Source organism: Ruminococcus sp. OA3, from assembly GCF_022440845.1.
GTDB lineage: Bacteria > Bacillota > Clostridia > Lachnospirales > Lachnospiraceae > Ruminococcus_G.
On record NZ_JAKNTO010000001.1, the window covers coordinates 1,222,028 to 1,239,396 of the forward strand.

The 17,369-nt window shown below is 48.3% G+C and carries 14 protein-coding genes; all 14 read left to right on the plus strand.

Translation table 11 applies throughout. The features are described 5' to 3' along the window. Position 1: 1 nt before the first annotated feature. The 14 genes from MCG98_RS05630 (at position 2) to MCG98_RS05695 (ending at position 17,214) form a co-directional block, all read left to right on the plus strand. Complete coding sequence (locus tag MCG98_RS05630) at positions 2 to 961, plus strand: oligopeptide/dipeptide ABC transporter ATP-binding protein (RefSeq protein WP_240300813.1); 960 nt, start codon at positions 2 to 4, stop codon at positions 959 to 961. Positions 962 to 996: 35 nt separating this feature from the next. Next, on the plus strand, positions 997 to 1,482 hold the full coding sequence (locus MCG98_RS05635) for a hypothetical protein (protein ID WP_240300814.1): 486 nt from the start codon (positions 997 to 999) through the stop codon (positions 1,480 to 1,482). 205 nt (positions 1,483 to 1,687) lie between these two features. Further along, positions 1,688 to 2,596 carry a 1-phosphofructokinase gene (pfkB, locus tag MCG98_RS05640; RefSeq protein ID WP_240300815.1) on the plus strand — a complete coding sequence of 303 codons (909 nt, stop codon included), beginning with the start codon at positions 1,688 to 1,690 and terminating at the stop codon, positions 2,594 to 2,596. A gap of 151 nt (positions 2,597 to 2,747) precedes the next feature. Continuing rightward, complete coding sequence (locus MCG98_RS05645) at positions 2,748 to 3,800, plus strand: uroporphyrinogen decarboxylase family protein (RefSeq protein ID WP_240300816.1); 1,053 nt, start codon at positions 2,748 to 2,750, stop codon at positions 3,798 to 3,800. 20 nt (positions 3,801 to 3,820) lie between these two features. Continuing rightward, a complete protein-coding gene (locus MCG98_RS05650) occupies positions 3,821 to 4,972 on the plus strand; it encodes a substrate-binding domain-containing protein (RefSeq protein WP_240300817.1) in 1,152 nt (383 codons plus the stop codon). A gap of 94 nt (positions 4,973 to 5,066) precedes the next feature. Continuing rightward, positions 5,067 to 6,569, plus strand: coding sequence for a sugar ABC transporter ATP-binding protein (locus MCG98_RS05655; protein WP_240300818.1), 1,503 nt, complete (start codon positions 5,067 to 5,069; stop codon positions 6,567 to 6,569). Between the two features lies 1 nt (position 6,570). After that, positions 6,571 to 7,539, plus strand: a complete 969-nt coding sequence (locus MCG98_RS05660; RefSeq protein WP_240300819.1) for an ABC transporter permease — start codon at positions 6,571 to 6,573, stop codon at positions 7,537 to 7,539. Between the two features lie 21 nt (positions 7,540 to 7,560). After that, the gene (locus MCG98_RS05665) at positions 7,561 to 8,625 is read left to right on the plus strand and encodes an alcohol dehydrogenase catalytic domain-containing protein (RefSeq protein WP_240300820.1); all 1,065 of its coding nucleotides are present in this window, start codon (positions 7,561 to 7,563) and stop codon (positions 8,623 to 8,625) included. A gap of 40 nt (positions 8,626 to 8,665) precedes the next feature. Then, a complete protein-coding gene (locus MCG98_RS05670) occupies positions 8,666 to 9,547 on the plus strand; it encodes a class II fructose-bisphosphate aldolase (RefSeq protein ID WP_240300821.1) in 882 nt (293 codons plus the stop codon). Between the two features lie 3 nt (positions 9,548 to 9,550). After that, positions 9,551 to 11,023 (plus strand): FGGY-family carbohydrate kinase, encoded by a 1,473-nt coding sequence (locus tag MCG98_RS05675; RefSeq protein WP_240300822.1) that lies wholly within the window; start codon positions 9,551 to 9,553, stop codon positions 11,021 to 11,023. A gap of 5 nt (positions 11,024 to 11,028) precedes the next feature. Next, positions 11,029 to 12,084, plus strand: coding sequence for a zinc-binding dehydrogenase (locus MCG98_RS05680; protein ID WP_240300823.1), 1,056 nt, complete (start codon positions 11,029 to 11,031; stop codon positions 12,082 to 12,084). 112 nt (positions 12,085 to 12,196) lie between these two features. After that, positions 12,197 to 12,967, plus strand: a complete 771-nt coding sequence (locus MCG98_RS05685; RefSeq protein ID WP_240300824.1) for a DeoR/GlpR family DNA-binding transcription regulator — start codon at positions 12,197 to 12,199, stop codon at positions 12,965 to 12,967. 32 nt (positions 12,968 to 12,999) lie between these two features. Beyond that, complete coding sequence (locus MCG98_RS05690; RefSeq protein ID WP_240300825.1) at positions 13,000 to 13,383, plus strand: VOC family protein; 384 nt, start codon at positions 13,000 to 13,002, stop codon at positions 13,381 to 13,383. Between the two features lie 240 nt (positions 13,384 to 13,623). Further along, complete coding sequence (locus MCG98_RS05695; protein WP_240300826.1) at positions 13,624 to 17,214, plus strand: S8 family serine peptidase; 3,591 nt, start codon at positions 13,624 to 13,626, stop codon at positions 17,212 to 17,214. Positions 17,215 to 17,369: the final 155 nt, after the last annotated feature.

Here is a 17,369-nt window from a genome sequence, read left to right on the forward strand (position 1 = left end):
AATGGCAGAACATTTAATTGAAGTAAAAAATCTGCAAAAATACTTTCCGACCGCGCATGGAATGTTACATGCAGTAGATAATGTTAATCTGACGATTGAAAGGGGAAAAACATTAGGTGTTGTTGGTGAGTCGGGCTGCGGAAAATCAACATTGGGAAGAACACTAATTCATCTTCTGGAGAGTACCGGCGGTAATATCTATTTTAAGGGTGAAGATGTCACTCATTTAAACAGAAAAAAATTAAAAAAAATAAGAGAGCAGATGCAAATTATTTTCCAGGATCCATATTCTTCGATTGACCCGAGAAAAACAATCCGTGAAACTGTTATGGAACCAATGAAAATATCGGGGAAAATGTCCAAAAAAGAAATCAATGAGGCAACAGATGCACTGGTGGAACTGGTTGGTATTGACCAGCGATTGGCAAGTGCATATCCTCATGAGCTGGACGGCGGCAGAAGGCAGCGTGTTGGGATCGCCAGAGCTCTTGCTTTGAATCCTAAGTTTATCGTTTGTGATGAGCCGGTTTCAGCTTTGGATGTATCGATTCAGGCACAGGTATTGAACCTGTTAAAGAAATTGCAGAAAGAAAAAGGATATACATATATGTTTGTAACACATGACCTTTCTGTAGTGAGACATATTTCGGATGATATTTGTGTTATGTATCTTGGACAGGTAGTTGAGAAAAGTTCAACGAAAGAATTATTTGAAAAACCGATTCATCCATATACACAGGCTCTGCTCAACGCAATTCCGGAAGCGGATGTGCATAAAACAAAAAAAATTGAAATTTTGAAAGGAGAAATAACTTCCCCGATTGATCCGAAACCAGGATGTAGATTTGCTGCAAGATGCAAATATGTGGCCAAACAATGTCGGCAGCCGCAGGTATTGGAAGCGATTTCAGAAGGACATTTTGTTTCTTGCTGCAGAGCTCGAGAATTAAGTTTCAAGTGACTTCTGGCAAATGATTAAAAATTGGAGAAAGAAAAATGACATATCAGGTTCATACAATTAAATTCATTATATTTCTATTAACAGGAATCGTTCTGTGTGGATGTGCAGTGCAGTCGTTTTTATTAAGCTATCCGTTAGTAGGTATGCTGTTAGCTATGCTGGCGTTATTTTATCTGGGAATTTCATTCTTTTCAGCAGGGGCATTTGTGACGGTTAATGAAGACGGTGTTCGTCTGCATGCCCTGGGGATTACTTTAAAAAAATTTCGTTGGGATGATATCAAAGAGGTGGGCATTGCAGGAACAAAGGTGTTTAACAGAAAAAAGAAGGAAAAGTGCGGAAGCGTTTATTTCTATTTTTGCAAAAAAGAGATGAACGATGAAGAGAGATTTGACATGTGTTTAAAGTGGCCTCCAACAGCGTGTATTTATCTACACTTTGATAATAGGAAGTTTGATTACATACAGTCAAAATGGAATAAAAAAATAGTTACTTATAATGTTGGCAATCTTATGATTTAAAGGAGAAGAGCAGTCCGAAAGGACTGTTCTTTTTTGCAATCCCTACAATTTTCATACTAGAATTTTGTAAACTTTTCTTACATGGATATTCTTGACAGTTAAGCTTGGAGAACGTAAGATAGAAAACAATAAATGAATTGCGAATATAAATAAATCGCAATAAAATAATTTGCGAAAATTAAAATAACGCAAAAGGAGGAGAGGCATGATTTACACAGTAACATTTAATCCCGCGCTGGACTACATTATTTCTGTACCTGATCTTCAGATGGGAAAGACGAATCGCACATCCGCTGAGCAGATGTATCCAGGCGGGAAAGGGATCAATGTTTCGATTGTGCTGAAAAATCTGGGCTTTGAAAGTACCGCACTTGGATTTGCGGCAGGTTTTGTGGGCCGGGAAATACAAAAAAAGCTAGCGGTTCAGGGGATCTCCGCCCGGTTTATCTATCTCGATCAGGGCTGCTCACGGATAAATGTCAAACTGAAAGACTACGACGGGATGGAAATCAACGGGAAAGGGCCGGTCATCAGCCCGGATCACCTCAAGCAGCTGTTTGACCAGCTTGATGTTCTGACGGAAAAAGACATGCTGGTGCTGGCGGGAAGTATTCCTGACAGCATACCTGATACGATATATCGTGATATCATGAAGCGCCTGGCACCCAAACAGATTCCTGTTGTGGTGGATGCATCCGGAAAATTGCTGCAGGAGGTACTTTTATATCATCCGTTCCTGGTAAAACCAAACCATCATGAACTGGGCGAGCTTTTTGGCGTGGAGCTGTCCACCAGGCAAGAAGTCATTCCATATGCAAAAAAACTCAGAGAACGCGGGGCGTCCAATGTGCTGGTTTCCATGTCAAAAGAAGGGGCGGTGCTGGCTGATGCCAACGGGGGTATTCACTCGTCACCGGCACCCGCAGGCAGACTGGTGAATGCGGTGGGGGCGGGCGATTCCATGGTGGCTGGATTTCTGGCAGGATGGCTGGAGCAACACTCTTATGAACACGCCTTCCGGATGGGTCTGGCGGCCGGGAGTGCCAGTGCATTTTCAGAGCAGCTTACCACAAGAGAGGAAGCAGAAAGTCTGTATGAACAATTGAAAGCATAAAAAGCTACAAAAAACAAGTTAAAATATTGGTTAAATCATAGAATCGCAATATATAAGCTTGCGATAAATTGACAATCGCAATAGTGTGTGATATAGTCTAAACATAAACAAAGCGAACACGGAGAATATCACAAACGGGAGGAACGCAGGAATGAATTCATATGAAAGAGCGATCACTGTATTGAACGGAGAAATACCTGACAGGGTTCCGTCATTCGAACTTCTCATTGATCCGAAGGTAATACGCGGAATCATCGGGACGGACAGTTATCCGGATCTCTGCGATGAGCTGGACATTGATCTGGTAATATCACAGACCCCATCCAAACTGTACCGGGAGGAATGCATCGACAGAGAAAAACAGATTGTCCGCAACGAGTGGGGCATCATGCGGCAGTACAATGGGGAGGTAGTGTCACATCCGCTGCATGGTCCCATTGAGACCCTGGAGGACGCGATGAATTATGTGGCGCCGGACCCCATGGATGATTACCGCTTCGATTACCTGCGGGAGCTGGTCAAAAGATTTAAAGGGAAACGGTTGATCGGTTTTCATCTTCATGATGGATTTAATTACAGTTATTACCTGAGCAGCATGCAGGATATGATGTGCAATCTGATTGAAGAACCGGAGCTGGTCCACCGGCTGGTGGACCTTTCTGTGGAACATAACCTGAAGCTGGCGGAAAAAGCACTGGATATCGGAGCGGACTTCATATTGAGCGGTGATGATTACGGGTCAAAGACCAGTCTGCTGGTATCCAAGCAGCATTTTGATGAATTTTTCCTGCCGGGCCTGAAGAAGATCTGTGATTACGTGACAGGACGAGGCGCATACATGTTGAAACACTGCTGTGGAAACATCAATCCGCTGATCAGTGATCTGGTGGACTTCGGCATCAGAGGAATGCATCCGCTGGACGAGAATTCCGGTATCGATCAGATTGAGGTCAAGAAAAAGTTTCCAAAGCTGATCGTCATGGGTGCGGTGGACTGCGATGAGCCGCTGACTGACTATACGCCGCAGCAGATGGAAACGTATGTAAAGGGTATCCTGAAAACACATGCACCGGGCGGGAGATATATCTGTGCCACCAGCAACAGCGTTCATTCTTCTGCAAAACCGGAAAACTTTGTAGCCATGCAGCATGCAATTCACAAATATGGACGTTACCTGCCAGGTGGAGCACTGGACTGGGAATAAGAGAAGGAGGATCATAGCAAATGAAAAATTACAAACGGGTATTGGCAATGGTATGTGCCGGATTAATGGGAATCTCAATGATGGGATGCGGCGGTGACACATCTTCAAAAAGTACAGAGGCGGAGGTGACACCAGATTCCGACGACGAAGAAACAGTTTCAGCAGCCGGGGAAGATGAGATATCCAGTGATAAGAAATTTAAAATAGGTATCCAGATGAAGACATTGGACAGCGGTTTTTTTGTTACCCTTGCTGAAGAATTTACCTCCCGGATAGAAGAACTGGGATGGGAAGCTACTGTAGCAAATGCGGATTCTGACACCATGAAGGAATCGGGGAATATGGATACGTTTATCACGCAGGGATATGATCTGATCTTTATCGATCCATACGAGACGGAGGGCTGTGTGGAGGCAATCAACCGGGCAGTAGATGCCGGGATTCCGGTGATCTGTATGGATAACTCATGCGGTGAGGCTGCCAAGGTGGTTTCTATTGTATATCCCAGCAATGTGAAAAATGGTCTTCTGTGCGGCAGCTGGGTGGCGGCCAACAGGTTTGAGGCGGATGAACAGATTAATTCGGTATGTATGGGCGGCCAAAAAGACCTGGAAGCGGCGAGAGAACGGCGCATGGGCTTTATCGCCGGTATCCTGATGGAAAGACTGGACCTTACAGAAGACGAGGCAATTGAAATGGGAACTGCCATGGAAAAAGAAGTCATTGCAAAGGGCTCTGCGGTTAATGAAGATGCAAAATTCAGTGTGGGCGGAATCGGCTGGGGAGCTTATACTTCAAACGGCGGTCTTGATGCAGCAGAAGACCTGGTAGTTGCCAACCCTGATATGAATCTGATGTTTGGTGAAAACGACGCGATGCTTCTGGGAGCCATGACTGCGATCGAAAATGCAGGCCTGTCTGACCAGGTGATTCTGGCTGCTGATGCGGATGGACAAAAAGAGGCGCTGGAGCTTATTAAGAAGGGTACTAATTACGCATGCACCGGAAATAACCAGCCGGGTGCAACGGCTGAAGCTGCCATGGAGATTGCCGTTGATATTCTGGTGAACGGTGCGGATCCCACAAGCTTTGACAGAGTAACTCTAACGAATCCTGCCTGCATTAATCCGGAGAATGTAGACGAGTATTACGACCCGGATTCAGCGTTCTAAAGCCTGAAAGTGTCTGGAATCTTCTGAATGAGGTTTCAGACACTTTTTCAAAAATCAGATTCTTTCTATTCATTTTTGTGCAGGAGGAGACAAAATGGATCAAGCGTTTCGAGTTAAGATGGTAGACATAAAAAAGCGCTTTGCAGGTGTTCAGGCGCTTGACGGAGCCGGGGTGCAGGTCCGGGCCGGGGAAATACATGCGCTTATAGGCGAGAACGGTGCGGGAAAATCAACCCTGATGAAAATATTGGCCGGAGCATTGAAAAGAGATAGCGGTGAAGTTTTCATCGACGGTCAGAAGACAGAAATGCAGACGCCGAGGGATGCACACAGGCTGGGTATCGCAACCATTTATCAGGAGTTTATGCTGGCTCCCGATCTGACGGTGGCTGAGAATATTTTCATAGAAAATCTCACGTCGGGGAAGAAACTTATCAACTGGAAAACCCTGAATCAGTCAGCCAGGCAGCTTTTAGAAGAACTGGGTTTTGGAGAAATCGACCCTTCGGCAAAAGTCAATACTCTGAGTGTCGCCTGTCAGCAGGTGGTAGAAATCTGCAAATCTCTGTCACAGAAGGTGAAGGTGCTGATTCTGGACGAACCCACAGCAGTTTTAACGTTCAGAGAAATAGAGAAGCTGTTTACCCTTCTCAGGAGACTGAAGAAGGAGGGGGTAAGTATTATTTATATCTCCCATCGTCTGGAAGAGATCTTTCAGCTCTGTGATGAAATCACAGTCATGAAGGATGGATGCTTTGTAAAACAGGTAAAGACAGGGGATATCGACAAAGACCGACTGATCAGCCTGATGGTGGGAAGAGATATCAAAGACATCTTTCCGAAACGTCAGAATGTCACGATAGGAGAGCCGGTCTTGGAGGTGAAGAATCTCTGTGCAGGCTCGCTGGTGAGGAATGTCAGCTTCACGCTGCATGCAGGAGAAGTACTGGGATTCTATGGCCTGGTGGGTGCCGGGAGAACTGAGACGATGAGAGCCGTATTTGGTGCAGATGCACTGGAATCCGGAGAGATACTGCTGTTCGGAGAAAAAGTACGGTTTAAAAATCCCAGACAAGCCGTCAAAATGGGTCTGGGAATGGTTCCGGAGGATAGAAAAAAGCAGGGACTGATTTTGGATCAGAGCATCAGGGCCAATACCACGGTGACATCCATGCGGGATGTGCAGAATCGATTGCATGCCTTCGATCATAAAAAAGAATCGGAATATACGAAGGAGATTCTGGACAGTATCAACACAAAGTACGCCTCCATCAACCATAAAGTTTCACAGCTGAGCGGAGGAAATCAGCAGAAGGTGGCGCTCGCCAAATGGCTGGCCGCCGGGAGCAGGTGCATTATCTTTGATGAGCCGACACGCGGGGTTGATGTGGGGGCAAAAACAGAGATTTACACCTGCATCAACCAGCTGGCTGCACAGGGAATCGGAATCGTGATGATTTCTTCCGAAATGCCGGAGCTCATGGGCATGAGCGATCATATCATCGTCATGCGGCAGGGACAGGTGGCAGGCGAAATCAGCAGGGATGAATTTACGGAGAACAATATGATCAGACTGGCAATGGGAGGGATTCGGTAGTATGTCAGAAAAAAATAAGACTTCATCAAAGATTTTAAATTTTATCGTCACTAACAATACATATTTTATTTTGGTATTACTGTTTGTGATCTGCAGTCTTGCGTCGGAGCACTTCCTGACGATGGCAAATCTCGTGAACATCTGCCAGCAGTATTCTGGAACAGTGATCGTATCCATCGGTATGCTGTTTGTGATTCTGACCGGAGGGATTGACCTGTCGGTTGGCTCCGTCATGGCTCTGGGCAGCGTTTTCTCAGCCTATGCCATGGTAGAACTGCATCTGCCGATTATTGTATCTGTGATTTTATCCATGATTCTCGGGACTGTCTGCGGACTGATCACCGGCATCCTGGTAGCGAAGGCAAAGATTGCGGCATTCGTGGCAAGCCTTGCGATGATGACCATCTGCAGGGGGATTGCATACATGATCTCCAATGGCACACCCATTAACACGCCTGCAGGCTCCATCAGCAGGCTTGGCACAGCGAAACTGTTTCCATTTTTGACGTGGCTGACGGTAATTGCGATTATTGTGGTGGCTGCCAGCGGTTTTTGCCTTTATAAAACAGCGAGCGGGCGGACGGTCATCATGATCGGAAGCAATCAGGAGGCCGTTCATCTGGCGGGTATCAGTGTAACGCCGCATCTGATTTCCGTCTATGCAATCTCTGGTTTCTGCTCGGCACTTGGGGGTGTCATTGCCACATCGCGTACGGGCATCGGTTCCGGAGCGGTTGGACAGGGGCTGGAGCTGGACTGCATTGCCGCCTGCGTGATCGGCGGCGCTTCCTTAAGCGGAGGGTCCGGGTCTTCACTGAAAACAGTTGTGGGCGTACTTGTTCTGGCAATGATCGGAAACATTATGAATCTTCTGTCTGTGCCGTCTTATCCTCAGGATGTGATAAAAGGTATCATCATTATACTGGCTGTCCTGCTGCAGCAGGGAACGAGCAGAATTAATAAAAATTAAGAAAAGGAGAACTGTGTTGTTATGAAAGGAACAATGAAAGCTTTACGCATGTATGCACCGTATGATTTTCGTATAGATGAGATTCCGATTCCCGAAATCGGGCCGGAAGAGATTTTGATTAAGGTGGAAGGCTGCGGTATCTGTGCCGGGGATGTTAAGACACTTCATGGCGGTATCCGTGTGTGGGGAACCTCTCCCGAGACATGCAATATAGAAGCACCCGTGACCGGAGGCCACGAATTTGTGGGACGCGTGGTAGAATTTGGAGAAAAAGTGAAAGGTGTGAAAACAGGAGACCGGATGGTCTCAGAGCAGATCGTGCCCTGCCACGAATGCAGATTCTGTAAGGCTGGCATTTATTCCATGTGTCAGCGCCATTATATCTATGGATTCCGCCAGGAGACCGCAGGAGGAATGGCGGAGTACATGAAATTTCATAAAAATGGAATTCATCATAAGCTTCCGGAAGGCATGACGGTGGAGCAGGGGGCGCTGATCGAGCCGCTTGCGTGTGCCATGCATGCGGTAGAGCGGGGTGGTATCGGGCACAACGATGTGGTAGTGATAAGCGGGCTGGGTGCAATCGGACTGGGAATGGTCAGCGTGGCCAGAAAGCTTGAGCCAAAGCTTCTGATCGGCCTGGACCTGCGCCGTCAGCGCCTGGATAAGGCACTGGAATACGGAGCCGATCTGGTGCTGAATCCGCTGGAAACCGATGTGACTGCAAAGATTAAGGAACTTACGGACGGTTACGGCTGCGACGTGTACATCGAAGCATCCGGAAGTGAAAAAAGTGTACAACAGGGTCTTGCATCCATTCGATTCCGTGGAACGTATGTGCAGTTTGGTGTTTTTCCCGATGCGATAAGCGTGGACTGGAATGATATCGGAGACGGCAAGGAGATTACGATCAACGGTTCCCATCTGGGGCCCTACTGCTATGAACCAGTGATCCGCGGAATTATGGACGGAAGCATCCATACGGAAGGTCTGATGTCCCATCAGTTTAAACTGGAGGACTGGAAGAAGGCGTTTGAAGTTGCAGAGAAGGATCCGGATGCTTACAAGGTAATGCTGGTACCGTGAGTTGTGGAAGGGACTGGTTTGGAAAGGCTAGGGTGAAAAAATGTTAGTGAATTTAAAAGCAATATTGGAAGAAGCTGAGAGAGGAGCGTACGCGGTAGGCGCGTTTAATACACCAAACCTGGAAAGCGTGATCGCAGTGCTTCAGGTAGCAGAGAGTCTGAAAGTTCCCGTGGTATTGCAGCATGCCGAGGTGCATGAGACGGTCATTCCGATTTCAGTCATCGGTCCCATCATGGTTGATTTTGCGAAGAAGGCATCGGTTCCGGTCTGTGTGCAGCTGGACCACGGGGAAACAGGAGCATACATTAAGAAAGCACTGGATCTGGGGTTTACAGGCATTATGTACGACGGTTCTTCACTGCCTTTTGCTGAAAATGTGGAGCAGACAAGACAATACGTGGAACTGGCAAACTCCTGCGGAGCCTCTGTGGAGGGAGAGCTCGGTGATATGGGAAAGAGAAACACGGTCTATAAAAATGCAAAGGAAAACGATGATCTGGGCAAGGTCTATACCGATCCGGAGGAGGCAAGAATATTTGTTGAACAGACAGGAGTAGCAGCCCTTGCGTGTTCCTTCGGGACGACGCATGGCTTCTACCTGTCAGAACCGGACCTTCGGATGGAAATCATCTCCCAGGTTCATGAAAAAGCAAACATTCCTGTGGTGATGCACGGTGGATCCGGGGTCAGCGCAGAGGATTTCCAGGAATCTATCCGGTGCGGGGTACGAAAGATCAATTATTACACCTACATGGCAAAAGCCGGAGCAGAATATGTAGGACAGAAGATGAAAGATATTGCAACGCCGATTTATTTCCATGAAATCTGCAGCTGGGGTCAGGAGGGCATCAAGCAGGACGTGGAGAAGGCGGTGCGGGTATTTGCCGGAAATTATCTGTCGCAGAGAAAAGGGGGAAATTAAACCTTGAAATACATAATGGGCCTGGATATTGGAACGACGGGGTGTAAGGCTAATGTGTTTGATCAGAATGGGAATGTCTGTGCTTACGCCTACAGGGAATACCTGAACCTTGAGCAGGGAGGCTTCATGGATGCAGAGGGCGTGTGGGAGGAAGTCTGCCAGGCGATTGGGGAATGTACTGCCGTATTTCCTGAAATAGAGGCTGTCTGTACCACTTCTTTCGGGGAATCTGTCGTGCCTGTGGATGAACAGGGGAATGCTCTGAGCAGTGCGATTCTGTACACAAATGCCAATGCTGTGAAGGAGTGGGAGTATCTGGACAAAAAGATCGGAAGTGCCAGGATTGCCGAAATTACCGGTCATATTTCACATCCGATGTATACCGTCAGCCGGCTGCTGTGGATGAAAAAAAATCAGGAAGAACTGTACGAAAAGACCCATAAGTTCTTGTTTTTTTCCGGATTCATCGAGAGAAAACTGGGCGCAGGGTGCTGCGCGGAGAATACCCTGGCAGCCCGGAGTATGGCTTATGATGTGCAAAGAGGTGTCTGGAGCAGGGAAATCTGCCAGGCAGCGGGGATTGATATGGAAAAGCTTCCGACAATTGTAAAGGCTGGAGATCAGATCGGCATGGTTTCGGACAAGCTGGTCAGGCAGTCAGGTATGAAGAAATCTCCTGTGATTCTGGCCGGAGGTCACGACCAGCCCTGTGTGGCACTTGGAATGGGCGCTGTTCACGGCGGGGATGTGGCTTACGGTATGGGAACCGCGGAATGTTTTACCCTGGTCCTGGATGAATTTCAACAGTCACCGGCAATGCAGAAGGCACATCTGGTCTGCGCTCCCCATATAGCAGAGGGAAAGTATGTGACATACGGCGTGCTGTTTTCCGGAGGGGCTGTGCTCAGTGATCTCAGGAACAAGATGTATGCAAAAGAGAGGGAGGATGCCGATCGGGAAGGCAGGGATGTCTATGAAATCATGATGGACGAGATGCCGGACAGCACAGAAGGACTCTATTACCTGCCGCATCTGGCTGGTACCGGAACGCCGCAGATGAACACTTCGGACCGGGGAGTGATCTACGGACTGACGATGGACACGTCCAGAGGAGCACTTGTGCGGGCTGCCCTGGAGGGTATCGCTTTTGATATGCGCTTAAATGTGGAAAACATGGAAGCCTGTGGGCTTCCGGTAAATCGGATTCTGGCAGCGGGCGGCGGTGCAAAATCGGAAAAAGGTATCCAGCTGCGCAGCGATATCCTGCAGCGGAATATTTATAAAACAAAAGATGTGCAGGCGGGAACCAGAGGTGTATATTATATTGCTGCAAAAGCGCTTGGCTGGATTAAGGACTTTGAGAGCGGGATTCCGGTTCCGCCGGGTGACTGGCTGAGGCCGATGTGCGATCCGGATGAAACAGATAAAAGTTATCATAAATACCTGGAACTATATGAGCGTACGAAAGGATTGTAAAACATATGAAATCTTTAGCTGTGACAACAGATCATAAATTAGAGGTTGTAGATCTGCCAATGCCGGATATCGGAGATGACTGTGTGTTAACCAGGACGATAGCCAGCGGCATTTGTAATGGAACCGATTCGAAAATTCTGCACGGAGAGTTTAAAGGGATCAGCCAATATCCCTGTCTTCTGGGGCATGAGGCGGTCGGAGAAGTCATTGCGGCCGGAAAAAAGGTGAAGCGGTTCAAGGTGGGAGACCGCGTGATGGTACCATTTCTGGAGACGGATTCAGAAGGAAAATATGCAGGATTTTACTCATTTTGGAGTGGTTATTCCGAGTACACGGTGGCCCGGGACTATGAGGTGATGGTGGAAGAGGGCAGGGGGCCAGGTCATCCTGAATTCTGGGATGCCTATTATACCCAACAGGTTTTGCCCGATGATATTGACCCTGTGGAGGGTGTCATGATCATTACATTCTGTGAGGTTCTGGCTGCTATCAGGAATTTTGGCTTTGACCGGAAAAGCAGGGTTGCGGTATTTGGCGCAGGTCCTGTGGGCCTGACCTTTATCAGGCTTATGAAGCTGCTGGGTGTCCGCACCGTTATTTCCGTGGATGTACTGGAAGAAAAACGAAAAGAAGCAGAGATCGCAGGAGCGGACGCTTTTGTGAACAGCGCAACGGAAGACGTGGTACAGAATATCCGGACGCTTGTCCCTGAAGGTGTGGACTACGTGCTGGACGCAGTGGGTGCGAATGGAATCATTAACACCGCCATGCATTTATTGAAGGAAAACGGACAGATCTGCGTATATGGAATATGCCCAACCAAGGAGATGCAGCTGTCCTGGAAAGATGCTCCGCAGAACTGGACGCTACGATTTCTGCATGTTCCGGTGAAGGAACAGCAGGCAGCAGCATTTCCGCAGATTGTGGAGTGGGTGCGTCAGGGAAAAATAGTATTAGGTGATTACATCTCCCACAGAATCCCGTTTTCGCAGATTTTGGATGCCTTTGCGATGGTAGAGAAGCATGTTCCCACAAAAAAAATTGTAATTACCTACGAATAACTGCAAAATCACTTGAAAACATATCCTATCATCAGCTATAGTAAATATGTGTAATCGAAATTTATGGAGTACCCATGAATTTCAGAGAGTGTCAGATTCAAGGGAGGAAGCTATGACTGTATCAGACAGAAGACGGGAAATCTCTGATTTATTACTGCAGAAGGGCAAGGTAAAGGTTGGGGACCTGGCACGAAGGTTTCAGGTGAGCACGGAGACCATCCGAAAAGATCTGTTGGAGCTGGAAGCCCAGGGATTTATCAAAAAAAATAAGGGTTCGGCGGAAGTGCTGGTGGAGACCAGTGCCAGCGCATATTCCAGAAAATCGGAAAAATATATAGAGACTAAAAAAAAGATAGCCAGAGAAGCTGCCAGATTGATTCCTCCTCACAGTGTGATCTTCATAGATGCAGGCAGTACGAACTACCAGCTGGCCCGACAGTTGATCATGCGAAAGGATATCATTGTAGTTACGAATTTCACGCCAATTGCGGAACTGATGAACGCCAATGAGATCAAGGTAATCCTTATCGGAGGAGAAATCCGTCAGGTGAGCGGAGCAACCACGGGGATGCTGGCTGCCTACTGCATTGATCATGTACATGCGGATCTGGCATTTCTGGGAACCAGCGGATTTTTGGATTCCAGCGGACCCTGCGTGGAGAATTTTCCGGAGGCAGATGTGAAAAGAAGGATGCTGCAGAACGCCGCCAAGTCTTATGTACTTGCTGACAGCAGCAAAGCGAGTACCAAGGCGATTGTTAAATATGCAGAATGGAATGAAATCACAGGATTGCTGACCGATGATCAGCTGGACTGCAGGGTCATGAAAAATCTGGAAAACGAAGTGAATGTAATAACGGTAAATACGGAAGAGAAGGAATGACGTGTGCCCGGGTGTAAAGAAGGAGTGCAAAGATGGAGTGGATAGATAATGTCAACGGACTGCAGCATATAGGAATACCTGCCAGTGATATAAAAAGAACAGAGGAATTTTACAAAAAGCTTGGGTTTGAGCCTGTGCTTAAGACAGATAACGGCGGAATACCGGTGGTGTTCCTTAAGCTGAAGGAGCTGGTGCTGGAGACTTACGAATGTGAAAGCCCCGCCGGGTGTCCCGGTGCGATCGATCATTTTGCCATTGATGTGAAGGACCTGGATGAGGCCCTTGCTTATGTGGAGTCATTGGGAGTCAGAATCCTGGAACCGATCACTCAACTGCCGTTTTGGAAAAACGGGGTTCGATATTTTATCGCGGAGGGACCAAATCAGGAAAAGATTGAGTTTGCCCAATATCTGTAGAAATAAGAAGTATTAAGAAACGATACGATTTGCCAACTGAAACGATATAGGCGTCTGAGCAAAAGCCCGGACGCTTTTTCTAATGTGCCGCGCGGGAAAAAGATAATGAAAGAAGGGCGCTGCACAATCAGCTCCTGAAATGCGGAAAACCTGCCTGAAAGACGGTTGTTAAGGATACTCTGTCATGCTAAACTATAAATATGCACAATTAAAAGCAAAATGACATTGAGGGAGAAACATATGATGAGAAAAAAATGGACCGCGGGACTGTTGACGGCGCTGCTGGTTTTGACTATGGTTCCGGTCAAAACATCAGCTGCTTTGGATGGCAGTGCAGATTATGGCACACCCGGTGTGGATTATGTGGACGGGGAAGTGATCGTCTGCGTGAAGGGCGGGGAGGAGGCATTAAGCCGGCCGAATGGAGCCATGAGAAACAGGGGGGCAGAATTACAGACACAGACACTGATGGAACTGGGCGGAAGCGGAATTTCCACTTTTTCTGCCGGGGAAAGCGCAGAGGAAGAGAAGTCTCTTGTACTGGTAAGCGGATCGGACACAGAGGATATGATTGAGCAGCTTTCAGCAAACCCCCTGGTGGAATATGCGGAACCGAACTACATCATGGTGCCTTACAGCACGCCGTCTGATCCTGCGTACAGTTATCAGTGGGGACTGGATAACACGGTCAATCGGGATGATACGGTACCGGCCGTGGATATGGATGTTGTGACTGCATGGTCGACAGGCGCAGGGAGCCCATCAGACAGCTCAGACAAGCCGGTCGTTGCGGTGGTGGATTCCGGAGTGGACTACACGCATCCGGATCTGCAGGGGATTATGTGGGATGACGGAGAAAGTTATCCGGAACTTCTGGAACTCGGAGGAGGGGCATACGGAGTTAATTATTCTAATAATGGCAATGATACGACAGATCCCATGGATACGGAGGTCGGACACGGGACCCACTGTGCTTCCATTATTGCATCGCAGTGGGACAACCAGGAAGGCGGCTCCGGAGTCAGCGGAAACGCTGAAATTATGGCAGTAAAATTCCTGGGAGGACAAGGGGATATGCTGGCGGCCATTCAGTCTTACAATTATCTGGTCACCGCAAAAAAAGCGGGGGTCAATGTTGCCGCCGTGAACAATTCCTGGGGACCGTCTGCTTATAATGGAATTCAGCTGAAATCCGTGTCAACAGCAGTTACTGAAGCCGGGAAATGGGGGATCGTATCCTGTTTTGCAGCTGGAAACAGCAATACGGACAATGATCTGAATACAGGCGGTATCGTAAACAGCCCCTATGCGGTAACGGTTGGGGCCATGGACAGCCAGGGGTATCCGGCATTTTTCAGCTGTTACGGAAGTCAGGCTGTGGATGTCTTTGCGCCCGGGACCCAGATTCTGGCGGCCACTTCTACGGATGAACAACTGCCGATGAATGAGCATCAGATGCCGGCACAGTATCTGCCCTGGATACAGGACGCAGATGACAGTTACTTTTATGAGGATTTTGAAGACGATGAAGATAAAGCAGAGCTGCTTTTGATTGGTGCAAACGGCAGTCCGTCAGAGGAATCACAGCAGGCATCATCCAGAGGATATAACAGCGGCAGAGGGCTGGAGATATCGCTTGACCAGATTCAGGAGGGTGAGGAGTTTGCCCTGGAAATATCATTCCAGGCGGAGGATCTCGCTGCCGTCGACTGCGCTGGCGATGTTTATCTGGCATTTGCGGGGGCGTTTGATAATGCCATGTATGGCCAGAATATGTGGATCCAGCAGAATGTAAATGGCAGCTGGGAAGATATGAGCTCCACTATGATTTATAACGGCGCACTTTTTCCGGCGCGTCTGAGAATGTCGGATCATAACTGGAATATATCCAGTCAGGCTCTTGCGGATAAGGAATTTCTGCAGGATCCGGACGGAGACGGCAGAACAGAATTCCGCATCAGCGGCACCATGAAGAATAAATCAGATGGAGCAGTCTTCCATCTTGACAATGTTGGATTTGGAAAAAAAGCCAGTGATTATTATTATTCGGACGGAACTTCTATGGCTGCCCCGATGGTCACCGGAACAGCCGCTCTGCTTGCAGAAATATACGGAGGATCCGACGGGGCGGCTGCGGCGGAGATCTGTGCCCGCCTGAAAGGCGGGGTAAACCGTGTGGACGGGTATGGACTGGAAGAAAAATCTGTGTCAGGAGGATTCATCGATACGGGTGCGGCGTTTGATGATACCAGAGTGGTCCCGGTGCTGTCCGGTCTGCAGCAGGACAATGAGACCGCCGAACTTACCGGATACTTTTTCGGTTCGGATGCAGGCAGTGTGTCGGCAGGCGGTCTTTCTGTGGAAATTGCCAGCTGGTCAGAGGAAAGCATTGTAATCCTGCTGCCGGAAGGCTCTGCCGGAAATCAGGAAATAGCAGTGACTGCCGCTGACGGCAGGTATGGCCATGATTATTTTGATATCGGAAGCACGGCAAAAGGGTTTGCCGGTTTGCGTGCCCCTGCTTTGGATTACGGGGAAATCGAAGGGATTTCCGTGAGCAGCAGTGACGGTATTCCGGCCTGCATGGCGGCTGCCGGAGATAAGATCGCTTATGTGGGGGACATGTTTGAAATCGGCGGCATCTATATGGAAATTTATGATATCCAGGATGATACGTGGGAGAAACTAAAGCTTCCGGACGATCATATGATATCCGGCATCGATGGAGGCCTCTGCTCTATGGCAGGCGGGAAAAGCAAACTGTATCTGCTGTATACGAAGAGCGATGGTGAGGACGAGACGGTCTGCATAGGAACTTATGATACGTTGGAAGATATCTGGACCTCTGTGGATGTCTCAGACAGTCTGTCCGGGAAGGAGGCACTTGCTGTCTATCAAAACCAGCTTCTGGCAATCGGAGGAGAAAATCAGGATGAAGAGACGGGAACTTTTACGGCCAGTGAGGAAGTGCGTGTGATAGACCCGGTGACCGGGGCCATCACAGGTAATCTTCCGGGATTGCCGCAGGGCAGAAGTGCAGCTGTGGCTGTGGCATCGGGAGATCTGCTGCTGGTTGCACAGGGATATGATTCTTATATGAACGCCATGAGTGGAATGGAATATACACAGTATGAAAATGTTCTTGTCTATGATGGAAATGTCTGGAAAGAGAGCGATGTGGATTTCTTCAGTCATGCGAATGATATGTTTGACGCGAACCAGACCCTGAACTATGCAGTGACTGCTGTGGATGGCGGAATGATGGTGACCGGTCCGGTGAAAGACCTTGGGACGGAGCAGATGACGGATACCTGGAGATACGACGCGGCATCCGACAGCTGGAGCAGTGTGGATGACCTTCTTTATCATGGGACGAAGACAACGATGAATATGGGAGCGGCTGTGGGCAATCAGTTCTATGTTCTGAGCAGAACGGGAGATACGGAATATATATTCCGGTCTGCAGAGATTGCGTATACAGATCCTGTGGGAAATCCGGGAGAGGACCCAACAGCGGAGCCAACGGTGCCCCCGATTGATACACCGCAGGTCGATCCAACAATCACCCCTCCTGCAGGCACGACCAATGAGCCGACACAGGCACCTCCAGAGAGAGCAGGTAAGGATCCGGCGGAGACAGCGGCAACGACTATTAAGAGACCAGGGCTCACAAGACCGGCAGAGGTTTCGGCAAAAAAGGACAGAACATCTTCTGCGGCAAATGCAAAAACGGCAGATGAGACACCGGTTACGGGTATGGTACTGGCAATGGGGCTTTCGGTTCTTGCGGGGGCTGTGGCCGCGGTCAGACGAAAGAAGGATAGAAAATAGTTTTATATAAAAGGACTGAGGCTGTATGCCCCGGTCCTTTTATATATCCTGCCGGACACGGAATTCATATAAGCAATAAACTTAAAGTAATTCCCTTCAAATCTGGTATAGTGATAGTAATATGGGGTGAGTGCATCCTGAAGGAGGCAAAAGCT

Bases quoted from the DNA above. Each gene is read 5' to 3' on its own strand.
- MCG98_RS05665 (WP_240300820.1), top strand. From the start codon at position 7,561: ATGAAAGGAACAATGAAAGCTTTACGCATGTATGCACCGTATGATTTT.
- pfkB (WP_240300815.1), top strand. From the start codon at position 1,688: ATGATTTACACAGTAACATTTAATCCCGCGCTGGACTACATTATTTCT.
- MCG98_RS05655 (WP_240300818.1), top strand. From the start codon at position 5,067: ATGGATCAAGCGTTTCGAGTTAAGATGGTAGACATAAAAAAGCGCTTT.
- MCG98_RS05670 (WP_240300821.1), top strand. From the start codon at position 8,666: ATGTTAGTGAATTTAAAAGCAATATTGGAAGAAGCTGAGAGAGGAGCG.
- MCG98_RS05650 (WP_240300817.1), top strand. From the start codon at position 3,821: ATGAAAAATTACAAACGGGTATTGGCAATGGTATGTGCCGGATTAATG.
- MCG98_RS05645 (WP_240300816.1), top strand. From the start codon at position 2,748: ATGAATTCATATGAAAGAGCGATCACTGTATTGAACGGAGAAATACCT.
- MCG98_RS05635 (WP_240300814.1), top strand. From the start codon at position 997: ATGACATATCAGGTTCATACAATTAAATTCATTATATTTCTATTAACA.
- MCG98_RS05680 (WP_240300823.1), top strand. From the start codon at position 11,029: ATGAAATCTTTAGCTGTGACAACAGATCATAAATTAGAGGTTGTAGAT.
- MCG98_RS05685 (WP_240300824.1), top strand. From the start codon at position 12,197: ATGACTGTATCAGACAGAAGACGGGAAATCTCTGATTTATTACTGCAG.
- MCG98_RS05630 (WP_240300813.1), top strand. From the start codon at position 2: ATGGCAGAACATTTAATTGAAGTAAAAAATCTGCAAAAATACTTTCCG.
- MCG98_RS05660 (WP_240300819.1), top strand. From the start codon at position 6,571: ATGTCAGAAAAAAATAAGACTTCATCAAAGATTTTAAATTTTATCGTC.
- MCG98_RS05695 (WP_240300826.1), top strand. From the start codon at position 13,624: ATGATGAGAAAAAAATGGACCGCGGGACTGTTGACGGCGCTGCTGGTT.
- MCG98_RS05690 (WP_240300825.1), top strand. From the start codon at position 13,000: ATGGAGTGGATAGATAATGTCAACGGACTGCAGCATATAGGAATACCT.